Genomic DNA, 12754 nt, shown 5'->3' on the forward strand with positions numbered 1-12754 from the left:
GTATTATTATTTTGATGTTGAATATTAATACCGGATTGAGGTGTTGCTAATTTCCACATTCCTTTTATGGTAATTGTACTACTTGTTGGTTTAGGATCGGCTGTCAGCCATTGGCGAGAATAAATACTTACCTCAACCTGATTCCCCTTATTATCAACTTGATCCGCTTCAATACCTTGATATAAATTTAAATCAGGATTAACAATACTCAGCGTTAATTGTTGTTTTTGTATTTTAGCCATTACCATCGTTGGTGAGTTGCTCGATAATAATAAAGCTTGAGGGGAATTAATTTCGGTTGCTTCAAAGAATGCGTATCCCTCTTCTTGGGTTATTTTATCTTTTACAGCATGAAGCTGCTTATTATGTTGTAATACAGTGTATTCAGGTACTTTATTATCTTGTGATTCAATCGCTATCGCATACTCATAAGTTGCATTACTCGGCGCATTGCCATGAGAGATCACGGCTGTTGCAAATAGTTGTTCTGTTGGTTTTGAATTTCTATCATCAAGAGAATGCTGTTTTTGATAACTAAATTCTACCGTTTGCCCTTTACTCAACTTATATAAATTGCCCGCAGGATCAATTAAGGTATCTGCATTATTTAAAGTTAATTGAGTACCTAATTGGTTTACCTTTTTATCATTAATGATCACCGATTGTAATTTAGGAACGGCAAACTGGAATAGTGTTGTTTCTGTTGTATGTTGTTTATCATTATTTTCAATACCCGATCCTAACGCAATGACTCTATTATCAAATAAGAAATAGGATTTATTAGCCCTTAAGCTTTGCTGTTGATATTTACTGTGACCATGTAATTTCATGGCAAACATACTGTTATTATTAAGTGTATTAGCACCAGAATAGCTTTCTGTTGAAAGTAACATTTCTTCAATACCCGCAGCGGGTAATTGATTAAGTTTTGCCTCAAGTTCGTTATAGGGAAGATGAATTGTGGTTGTTCCTGGGTATCGATTCCAATCCCATCCAGCATGACTAAATCCTGATTGGGCTAAATCAGTAGGAATAATTTCCAATTGACCATACTGTAAATAGCGCCCATAGCGATTGTTATTTTCATAACTTTCATTACCAACCAGATAACGACTAAAACCACGAGCAATCGCAAGCCAGCTTTGCTGCGGTGATTGAGTTGATGCCCTGCGTTGCATTGCCATTGATGCATAATTCATGGACCATGCACCAACAGGTTCACTTTCAGCTTTAATACCTTCAAAATATGCTTTGTTGTCTAATTTTGCATAAGCGGCGGATAATGTGGGATCTAATTTCTGTTTACCATCAGGGGTTCCTGCTAATGCCATCCATTTAAATGGAGCAATACCTATTTTATGTAATCCAGTGGGATGACGACCACTTAATACCACCGGAATTTGCGTCTCTTTAGTGTAGATACGCATTTTTAATAAAACATCTTTTAAACGCTCATGTGCTGAAGTTGATAAGCGAAAAGGTGAATCGCTCAATGCATAAACACTCGGCGCTAAACCACCAAATGCGTCTTTAGCGTAAGCTGGGTAATGTTGTGAATGATGAAAAATAGAACCATCAGGTTTGAAGCCACCAGCAACTCCTTTTGAACTTAGTATGGTTTTATTTAACCAGTTTTGCAGTTGTGCTAAGGCGAGTTGGCGCTGTTGATAATCTGGTAACATCAGTAAGCTTTTTATCATCCATTGCAATTGAGTATTGAGAATATCGACATTTGCATCAACGATTTCATTATCTTTTTCAAAAATTCGCCCTGTGGCGTTGTACCACATCATTGCCTGTTGAGTGGGAGCTAAAAGGTTATTTTTTGCCAGAATATGACGACCAATAAACCATGCATCAAAAAGTTCTCTGGTTTGATATCCAACATGAGTAATAATTTGATAACCACTACCTCGTGTAAAACCTTGTTCAAGAACGTAACGAGTCCCTAATAAATAAAGATCTTCTAATCTTTTTCTATCGGCTACCGACAAGGAATTACTACGCAAATAAATAGCCGTTTGGAGAAGCGTTTTACCAACATCTCTTAGCATATTGGTATCAAGCAATGTTTCTTTCGTCTCTTCACTAAATACACCTTCAACTTTCATAAAGTTTTGTCGGTTAGGGTGATCGAGTGCTTTTCCTGTTATTGAGCCATCAGCGTGTTGTGTTAATGCTAGTTTTGCCCAAAGGGCTAAATTTTTATCTAGCATGTCTGATGTAATTTTTTTATCGCTGTTAATTCCCTGATAATATTCAAAACGCTGATAAATTGATGCCATTTCAGCTTGATCATCGCGAAACTCAGTATCGAAATTTAGAGTAGGATAATGATCTTTAAACATCTGATCGTACATCAATAAAGCACTCCAGTTTTTACTGACCATCGTGTTTACTGCATTATTTACGTATGGTGCTTGATAGTCAGGAACAGCCCAACGATTGTCTAACGGTACGCTCATAATAATTTGATCAAAAAAGAGAGTTCCAGCCTGATCTGGGGCTGTTATTACTAATTGATCAAACGAACCTTTTGCAGCACCTTGCATATCACGAAAGGGAACTGCAATACCTCGCCATCCCGTAAAATTAAGCTGAGTATCAAAACTTAATGCAACGGTATTATTTTGCTTAAATTGCAATGTTAATGGGAAAGCTTGAGGTTTTTCATTATAAATCCACATCATAAAAGTGAGTGGTGTAGCTGTATTTTTATCGTCTTGGTAATTCACTATATTATTCAACGTCAATGTTGATTGTGGTTGATATTGCCACTTAAGCGATTGTTCACCATCTTTAGCGTGCTGTTTACTTAGTGATAATTGATCCTTCTCTGAGGCGGTGAGGGTATTGGGTATTTCACTTTCAAAGAGATAAATATCACCGAAAGTTTCATGAGAAAGAGAGGGAGATGCCTGTGCGGGTAATGATAAACATAAGCTTAATGCCATTACATGTGCTAAAGGTTTTTTAATTAGCATAATCAGATTTCCTGCAAATAAAAAAGGAACACAAATGCGTTCCTTTTAGTGATATCAAGAGAGAGGCGAAAGTTTGATTTCTTGTGGAATACCAAAGTAACTGGTGAAAGTGAGTTCAGTGTTATCACCTGAAACGTGATATTTTACTTTGTTATTTTTATCAGTAGGTTCAGTTGGTTGCCATTTCCCATTGACGATAACATTGATAGTCACGGCAGTTGCTGCTTTTTGTCGTGTCATATTTAAATCAGGTGTCACGGCACTAATAGTCAGCGAATTTCCTTGATGATGAGCCATCACAATCGCGGGCTTATCGACCTTTTTGATCCATTTATCTTCAATTGAAGCGGATTGATAAAAGGCATATCCCGTTATATTGCTGAGTTTATCGTAAATAATATGCACATCTTTATCTTTACGAAGAACCTGATATAACCCATTGTTTTCTTGAAACTTCTGCGCTATTTCCCCCATTTTTTCAGGCGTTGCATCTAAAAAGACCATATACTCATAACTGGAGTCTTTAGGTTGAACGCTGTGATCAATCCACGCCGAACTGAAGTTTCCTTCTGTTGGTTGGCGATTTTTATTTTCAGCTGAAGTCTGGTGTTGACGACTGACATTCACTTTTTCAGCTTGAGTAATGAGGTAACCATTACCATTGCTATCAATTAACCAATCACCTTGTGTCAGTGTTGCTTGATAAGGAAAGGTTTCAACTTTTTGCCCATTAATCCAAATGGCGTTTAATTCAGGTGTAATAGCATATTGGAATAGGGTAGTTTCAACATTTTTATTTTTATCACTACTATTAATATTGCTACCGACAAAAATTAAATGATTATCCGCCGCTAATACGGTCTTTTTCGCGGTGAAATTAGGATCAAAACGTTCAAGATTGGTCGGATAAATAAGATCAAATGCCATCATGCCATATTTACCATCAAGGGCAGATGTCCCACTAAACCCTCGCTCTCCACGTTGCATTAACGTATGAGGTTTAGGGCTATCTAACTCTTTAAGAGGAAGATGAATAGTCGTTGCTCCTGGCATTCTATTCCAATCCCAGCCTTCTTGTTGATAGCCTTGTGAAAGTTGCGAACCATTACTGACTATCTGGACTACACCATGACTTTGATAACGGCCATAGCGATTATCTTTGTTATAAATTTCAGATGACCAAACATTGGTGTTATAAGCTTTCAATGTCACCATTTTATCTTGCCAGCGATGAATACCAAAAGCACCGCCATTAAAAGCATAGAAGCCTTGAGGTAAAGCCGCTGGCGCAATAGTTTCGCCAAAAATAGTAGTCGATTCATTTTGCGTTTTATCACTAATCGCAAGATAAATAGACGCGAGCTTTTTATCTGGAGATGGTTTTGCAGACATTGCAAGCCAGTAGTAGCCTTGAGCGACGGATTTTAACGATGGTGAGTTAAAAGGATGTCGCCCCGCAAGCGGTAATCCGACTTCTGGATTACTGTAAATCCACGCCGATACCATCGCTTTTTTCAAGTTATTCCAACCGCTTTCACCCACAGCAAAGGGAGTGTCACGCAGTAAATAAATAAGCTGAGAGGCATTTTTAAAGGCAGGGAAAGAGTAACCTGGGTAGTTACCTTCATGTCGCCACGCTGTACCATCAGGACGTAAACCATCTTTACCGCCTGGAGGAACTTGAGTTAATGCACCAGTAATGTAATGACTGAAAGTATTAACTAAGTTGATGCGCTTTTGATCATCAGGTTCTAGTAGTAATAAAGCCAAGTGTTGACGAGATAAGGTGTTGAAATAGTCTAAATCCGAGCTGTTTGCGCCTACCTTCATATCAAAACTACTTTTAAACTCTCGTGAATACCATAATAATGAATCATAAACTTGAGTTTGTAGGTTTGCTTCTTTTAAAGCATCAGACATTAATAGTGTGGAAATATACCACCAACGAGAACTGTATCCCCAGTGATGGGTTGTGACTAATGCACTCCCTTTAACAAAGCCTTGATCTAATAAATGCTTTGTCATTAATAAGTACATCTGTTTTAACTGGGCTTTTTGTGTCGGATCTTTTTCAAGAACATAAGCACGGCTGATATTAAACATTAATGTTGTGTAGTTACCAAGAATGACATAATTTTCAAAAAGTGGTTTATCTTGAGAATTAAGGTTTTCTGGTTGATAAATAATAGTTTGTTTATCTGTGATCAGATGTCGCCCTTGTATTCCGCCATCCGCTAAAACACGAATATTGAGTGCTTCAAAATCACTTTTTAATTTATTAATATTTTCTTCTAGTGCGAGATTTGTCTCTTTTTCACCACCTACAAATTCATTAATTAGGCGCTGGCGAATAAGATCAACCGCTGCTAAATTTTCGGGCGTCACTGGCAACGGAGGTTGCACGTTATGAAATTGGATTTCAGGCTCTGATAAACGTGTTTTCACTTGATAATCAGACCATTGATAGCGAGCATCATCGATAGAAAACATAATACGATCGATATAGATTTCACCTTTGCTCACATTAGATGGGGCTTGAAATCGAATACTGTCAACATTAGCGCCTAAAGATCGACCAATACTGTCTTGAGTACCATCGGAAGAGGTATTCATTGCATTTAAGGTCATTTCTCTATTTTCAAGATCGTTATTTAAAGAGATCCCAACAGCACGCCAGCCAGTAAAATTCAATTTTACTTTAAAACCTGCTTGCGCTTCACTGGTTGAATTGAGCCTCTCCCCAAAGTCGATAGTGAGATAACCATCAATGGGTTTTTCGTTATAAAGCCAAAATGATAAAACGGGGGTAGATGCACGTCCCCATGCTTTAGAGGCTTCTTTATCTGTCGGTACAATAAGCTTTTTATGTAACGTAAAGTGACTTCCACCTTTCCATTTCCATAACAAGGATTGGCTTCCCATAATGCTACGTTTATCAGATAACGTCAGTGTGGAGTCTTTATCTGATGAAAAGTCTGCTAATGGGTTACTTTGCGCAAAATGGTAGATTTCTGACTGCATCAGATTTTTAGGATCAAATGCAGGATTGTTGGTGGCTGCAATCGCATTATAAGGGGCGGATAGTAGCCCCAATGTGATAGCAAGTGCAGTAAAGCGAAATATCGGCATTATTTTTCTCCTTAGAAACGCTGGCTAACAGTGAAACCAATGCGTCCTTCATTGAACTTGTCATAACGCTGATATCCCATTGTTGTACCTAAATTCAACGACTGGGTAATATCGAGATTTGTCCCTAATTCAGCACTAATAATGCCACCACCAACACGATTTCCTTTAACATCAAAGGTACTTCCCCCTGTATTAAAATAGGTGAGGCTATGACGTTGATTAATATTATTGTTACCTGCAATATCTTTGATGTAACGCAGATTAAGGGATGGTGTTAATTTGCCATAAGCGGTTTGATAGCTATTCCATAAAGCAACTGAACCACCTAATTGATTAACAGCGTAGCGTTGGCCATTAGTTCGCATAGATAATGCAGCGCCTGTTTCTTCCCATGAATCAATATTGAGCCATTGATACTGGTAAGTCAGCATCGGTTTTATATGGATGAAATCAAAATCAAAATAGGTTCCAGCATTAATTTGATAACCTAATTGCACACCAGAATAATCACCTTTTGCTTTGGTATTTCCTTGCCATCCGGTATTGCCACCGATATCTCGCTCACTATCAACTGTGTAATAACCAATATTTAAATTACCGTTTAAGAATAATGTGTCACTATACCAACCGGTATAAGGCATAAATTCAAAATGGTTAATTTCTTTACTTGCATTACGTTGTTTCGCGTCAGCTTTGGCGTAGTTATAAGCAAAAGAAACACCAATAAGCGCATCTTGGTTAATTTCGTAATCAGTACCGATTTGAATACCTGTGCGGTAGGTGTTGTAACCGTTAATGCCATCTTGATGACTTTGTGTGCCATAACCGTATAGCATGTTTGCCCAACTATTCCAGCCAGCTTCTCTTTCTTCAATCGGTAATTGGTTGTCATAACGTAAATAGCGATGAGCGATATTATTGCGCATATCTTCAACCATAATTAAGCCTGCTTGAATATCACTACCATCAGCGATAGGGGCTAAATCGTTTGATAATTCAGCAATATTATTATCGTCATTTCCAGCTGCGACTAATAGACTCAGTGCTTCGTCTGAAACTTGGCTACGCGTATTATTAAATTCATTTAAAACAGTTGGAATAACAAAATTAGCTGCCGCTAATCCGTTTTCATTGACCCCACCACGTTCAGCTGCACTAATAAAATTATTGCCACCTTCATAGCTAATACCATAACGTGCAACTAGTTGATTGCCACTAACACCACCGCTAATATTAGGTGGTGTGGTTTCTAACCATGAATCTGTTTTTTTCTAATAAAGGTGAAACATCGGGGGCAATAGCATTAGCGTCCGTAACTGTAATTCCCGCTTCATCTTTAATCGCTGAATTGGAAGAAATTAAAATAATATCTTTATTTATGATGTTATCGACACTAGTGCCTTTAAAATCTAATTTGGCTTGACTGCCTTTTTTAAAGGTAACATCCCCGTCAACATGAAGAATAGTTTCATCAGTATTGGTATTATCATCAAGGCGGAAAATTAGCTGGCTATTTTCCTTATTCATGAAATTCCCTTCCCAGTGAATTGTTCTGTCTTTTCCTTGGATAGTTAAATTGCCATGGTTTTCAATTAACGGAACTCCTGTAATTTTATACCCATCAAATAGGGCATTTTGAGCACCACCTTGATAAGCAAAATTTATTTTAGTATCCGCATGACCATTTCCTAGAATATCACCATGGATCTCACCATTGACATCACTTCTAAAACCTGTTTTCAATGTTCTAAAATCAATAGCCGCCGTTTTTCCACGAATAATGGCTCCGTCTCTGACATAAACACCGGTACCGCGTTTAGGAAATTCACCTTCAACCAATATGGCTGCGCCATTCTCACTGGTCACGTTAGCACCATTTAAGTTGATATTACTGCTAAAAGAAGCCCCTTGATTTATCTTGATGGCACTTGCACCATCCCCTGTAACCGTAATATTTTTTGTAATGGCTTGAGCTTTATATTCTGTTGACGAGCCATTAAATACAACGCCATCACCTTGGGAAACTGTAATATCTTTATTTATTTGCGCGGTATTACCGTCTTTAACATTCACGGTTTCACAAATATTTAAAGTGGGATCACATTCTGTTGCCCACGCTGAACCATAAATAGCTGATAAAATCGCAGCGCTCAAAAATAATAATTTTTTTATTTTTCACAATATAACTCCATGAACAATTGTATAGTTTTAATTATTAGAATGTTGCTCGGAATGAAACTTTGAAATAATCCTGAGTTGATTTACTACCATCATTTTTATTTTCAACTCGTTCATTATAATATTCCGTCATGACTCGCCATTGTGGTGATATTTGATAAGCCATTTGTAAGGTATAACGTGTCATATCTTTTTCGATATAAAACGCCTTTATTTGTTCTATCTTCTATTTTTCCAAAAATAGATTTACGCATTGATGGAGAAACAATTAATCCGATTGGTGTTGTCCAGTTTACATACATACGTAATTGTTGATTATGGTTTGTTTCTTTTGTGTCATATTCTTGATGTCGTATTGCTTGCTTACCACCATCAAAATAAGCAACGGTTGTATTAATATTAGGCGTGACAAAATAACGTAGACCAGGTTCAATTTCCCAACCTAAGTAATCCGTGTTTGTGACGCCATTACTACGTTTGTCTTCTTTCTTTTGTAAACCAAATAAAACACTACCAGTTAAAACCCAATCTTTATTAATTGGAAATTGGTAATTGGTTTTTGACTCATAAAAATCAATTGTTAATCGGCTACCATTATCATAATTAGTGAGGTCTTGACGTACTTTTAAACCGGGTTGGATCCAACCGTTATTTAATTTAAAACGATAACTACCCTGTAAATCATAACGCTGATAACGGTTCTTATTGTCATGTTCACGTTGACGAAAACCTACATCGAAATACCAGTTAGACTTATCGGGATTAATATTAAAATCTACACGATAACCAGAATAGTTATTGGGAGTATCGTAATCTGCTGTTTCCCAAGAAAACATGGCGTTGACATTAGCTGCCTGAGAATGAAAAGAAGTTAAACCTAAGCCAAGAAAAGGTAAAAAAAGAGCAATACGAAGTTTGTTCATGGTGTATATCCAATTCTTTATTCGCTTTTATTTGTGTCAATTTTTAGGTGTAGGACATCTTTCCCTTTATTTTATTAAAAGGATTTTTTATATCAGCGAATTGGGTTTATATATAGCGCCATAAAATTATGGCGCAGATATTTTTATTATTTTTCTTTACATGTTGATATTGTTTTATTTAATTTGTTGGTTGTTGTCCGTAATGAATTCAGTGGCGCGCCAAGAATCTCCTGTTTTTTTCCAACCAAGGGGTTAATTCTTCTTTAATTAATTTCTCAATTAAAGGCATATTATCTTTGGCTATATTTTTCATTTGATATGGATCGTTCACATTGTCATATAAAGTATATTTTAATGGTTGCCCATCTTGTCTATCTATAACCAAAGTATGAGTTTTTGTTCTTACACCTCGTTTACCGAATGAAGGCTCACCATAAGGAATAAAAAGATAAAGCTGAGAATTTGCTGTGTCACCTTTGCCTGTGATTACTCTATCCGCAAGATCAGTACCTTCTACTGAATCAGGGATCCATTCTGATAACCCAAGTAGTCCTAAGATAGTTGGGTAAATATCAGGTGCTGACATTAATGCATCGTCAGAGCCTGGTTTAATTTTACCCGGTAAACGAAACATCATAGGAACACGCATGGATTCTTCATAAGGATTATTTTTTGTTGCTTGTCCATTTGCGCCCAAGCAACTGCCATGATCAGAGAAGAAAACGACGAGAGTATTATCAGCAAGACCTTGTTTTTCTAATTCATCTACGATGCGACCAAATTGCTCATCAACACCGTTGACCATTGCCATATATTCTTTGAAATATTGAGGACCATAGCCTTCTTGATATTCAGAATCCCACTGCACATTAGGGCGTGTATTTAGCTCTTTTGATGTTTTACCTTGATAAGCATCGAGGTATTTTTTCGGTACTTGATCATAAGGTGAATGCGGTGGATTCATTGAAACCACTAATGCAAAAGGTTTTGAATTATCTCTAAATTGATTGTTTTCATTTTTGAGGAACTTAATTGCCATATCAGCTTCATGTTCAGGTCCCCATTGATCAATGTAAATTGGTTTATCACGAGGGGTATCGTTTGCCCAATACATTGGTTTTAAATGTAAATCATAAGTGCCATAAGAATACCAAAAATCAAAACCATGGCGTCTATCTGGTGCTGCCCATTCGTTCCAATAACGACCTTCCATTGGGTTATTATAACTTTCAATAAATGGTTCGTAAGGTGCGTCAAGGTGCCACTTACCAATATAGCCAGTGCTGTAATCGAGAGATTTTAAAACATCAGACCAACATTTTGCATAAGGTGATAAATCAATACCTACTTTGCCACCATAATCATGTGCATTTCCTGTAATGCCATTGCGAACAGGGTATTGGCCAGTCATAAACATGCCACGAAATGGGGAACAAAGAGGGTAGTTTGAAGCCATCTGCGTCATTACTTTGGCTTGCTTCGCAAATTTGTTCAAATTAGGTGTAATTGAAGGATCTTCCCCCATAAACTGTAATGCATGAGCACGCATTTCATCTGGGAAAACAATTAATAGGTTAGGGGCATTTTCTGGACGCGATCGCGTGTTAGAAGTCGAACTCCCTGAATTAGCAATAACAGGGGTAGAGACAGTCATTGCTGCACCGCTGGCTGCGAGTCCTTTGATAAAAGTTCTGCGGGAAACAGTCATTGCTTCCTCCTATTTTACGTTTACTTTCGATTTGGTGTCTTTTATCTTATTTATACTTTTTGTATAAGATCAAAAAGTAAGTTAACGAAAGATCTAGAATTGAAAGGGAGATCACAGAATGATGTCAAATTGTAAGCAATTTGACAGCTAAAATAAGAGTTGGAATATTGTTAAGAATAGATTAACTTTTTATTGGTTTTTATATCTCATTGATTTTTATTGTTATTTTTTGTTTTGTGATGTCGGTTGCAAAAATACCGAATAGCTTCCATTTTCAGCCAGAAAATAGGATCACAGATTGTGTAAGTATTTTTCTTTCGTTTGTTTTCATTGTCCTTTTATTATCCACCAGGACGTATCTTTAAACTCAAAGCTTTTAACAAGCTTCATGCCTAATTTTTGATGTGCTTTTAGTGACCGAATATTTTCGCTATTAATGAATGCAATAGGGTTTCCGCCATGTAAAGAACAGATCTGTTGGTAGAGATCTTTTAATAGTGATTTTCCTCGATGTAATTCATCAATACAAACAGGGCCATAAAACCAATTGTTTTGCGTTATTTCAGGAAAGCGTTGATTAATAGCTTGAGCAACTGGAGGGATCGAAAAAGAGGTAACAGGAAAGCTAAAAACAACAGCAACAATCTTTTCTTGATAAAATGCAACAACAGCGCTAGTACTACTCTGATACATCGCCTCAACTTTATTTAAAGGGTATTCACCATATAATCCACCTTGCTGAGATTCAGAATTTTTTTGTAATAATAGTGCTACTGCACTAATATCTTTAGCCGTCATTTTTTGAAATATATAATTCATTTTTTATTCCTTTTTACTCTATTTTATAATCCTAGTATATAAAAAATAATGTACATTACAAAAAATATATCAGAAACACTAAAGTTATACTTATCAATTATTAGAATGATTTATTTATTATCAATTAAAATATTTTTATTATAAATAAGCAGTAATTTTATTTAAATTATTACTGCTTTAATTATAAAGTTATTTTTTTTATAATCTGATTATAGTAAAGAAAATTGTTTACCAACCATAAGCTAGTCCACCACCAATAATAATTTCTTTTTCGCTATTAATGGATGAGTTTAGTCTAAATGCAATATCGTTATTGGGCTTATATTGCACACCTCCGGCAAATGCGGTGCCGGTTCGATAATTACTAATACCAATTCCACCACTTAATGTGTGATGAGCGAGATAAGGAATGCTCGTCATTGCAACTGATGAGGCAATACCGGCAAATACTTTTTTTTTCTAACGCGATAATTTCTTTGTCTAACGTTGCTATTGAGTCTGTTATTTCAGCTGATCTTTTTCTGTAATAACTGTCAAAATCATTAACATGAGTTTTGAGATTACTGATATCTGCACTGACCGTTCTCTTTAGCTGATTGATGGTATTATTTGTTGCTATTCTATTTTTATCTACCATTTTTTTAGTTTGAATAAGATTAACGGCATCTGTATTGTTTTTTCCATCACTAATATTAACTAGTCGAGAAGTGTATTTATTTTCAATATTACCAAACGATACTGTATTTTCTTCTGTTGCTAATGAGTTAGGACCAATAGCAACTGAGTATGTATTTGTAGCTTGGCTATTGGTTCCTATTGCAATTGAACCGTTACCAGATGCATTACTTTGGTCACCTAGTGAAATACTGGGAATATTAACAATGACGGGTTCTTCTCTATTTTTCTTTATTGAATGTGTATTCGAGTAGGAGAAATTTGGAAATAAGAAAACAATTAAAAATAATTTTTTAAATAACATTTAATCTAATCCTTTAATAATCTTTGGTTGGTAT

The 12754-nt window shown here is 36.2% G+C and carries 8 protein-coding genes and 1 pseudogene; all 9 read right to left on the reverse strand.

What is annotated here, in order from left to right:
- Positions 1 to 2984 (reverse strand): chondroitinase family polysaccharide lyase (locus tag BHE89_RS22210; RefSeq protein WP_128860779.1); only part of this gene is annotated, 2984 nt, incomplete at its 3' end.
- A 54-nt stretch (positions 2985 to 3038) separates the two neighbouring features.
- Positions 3039 to 6113: a chondroitinase family polysaccharide lyase gene (locus tag BHE89_RS22215; protein ID WP_069367646.1), complete on the reverse strand. Its 3075-nt coding sequence runs from the start codon at positions 6111 to 6113 to the stop codon at positions 3039 to 3041.
- Positions 6114 to 6124: 11 nt separating this feature from the next.
- Positions 6125 to 7051 carry an autotransporter outer membrane beta-barrel domain-containing protein gene (locus tag BHE89_RS26640; protein ID WP_286146421.1) on the reverse strand — a complete coding sequence of 309 codons (927 nt, stop codon included), beginning with the start codon at positions 7049 to 7051 and terminating at the stop codon, positions 6125 to 6127.
- A gap of 295 nt (positions 7052 to 7346) precedes the next feature.
- Entirely contained in the window at positions 7347 to 8267 is a 921-nt protein-coding gene (locus BHE89_RS26645; protein WP_286146422.1) for a hypothetical protein, read from the reverse strand.
- A 140-nt stretch (positions 8268 to 8407) separates the two neighbouring features.
- Complete coding sequence (locus BHE89_RS22225) at positions 8408 to 9214, reverse strand: hypothetical protein (protein ID WP_286146423.1); 807 nt, start codon at positions 9212 to 9214, stop codon at positions 8408 to 8410.
- A gap of 146 nt (positions 9215 to 9360) precedes the next feature.
- Positions 9361 to 10922, reverse strand: a pseudogene (locus BHE89_RS22230) (sulfatase-like hydrolase/transferase).
- A gap of 327 nt (positions 10923 to 11249) precedes the next feature.
- The gene (locus BHE89_RS22235; RefSeq protein ID WP_069367650.1) at positions 11250 to 11741 is read right to left on the reverse strand and encodes an acetyltransferase; all 492 of its coding nucleotides are present in this window, start codon (positions 11739 to 11741) and stop codon (positions 11250 to 11252) included.
- Positions 11742 to 11969: 228 nt separating this feature from the next.
- Positions 11970 to 12161: a YadA-like family protein gene (locus BHE89_RS26650; protein WP_006533818.1), complete on the reverse strand. Its 192-nt coding sequence runs from the start codon at positions 12159 to 12161 to the stop codon at positions 11970 to 11972.
- Positions 12106 to 12720 carry a hemagglutinin gene (locus BHE89_RS22240; RefSeq protein WP_286146424.1) on the reverse strand — a complete coding sequence of 205 codons (615 nt, stop codon included), beginning with the start codon at positions 12718 to 12720 and terminating at the stop codon, positions 12106 to 12108. The genes BHE89_RS26650 and BHE89_RS22240 overlap by 56 nt, the downstream gene beginning before the upstream one ends.
- Positions 12721 to 12754 lie beyond the last annotated feature (34 nt).

The organism is Shigella sp. FC1967, from assembly GCF_001743005.1.
GTDB lineage: Bacteria > Pseudomonadota > Gammaproteobacteria > Enterobacterales > Enterobacteriaceae > Proteus.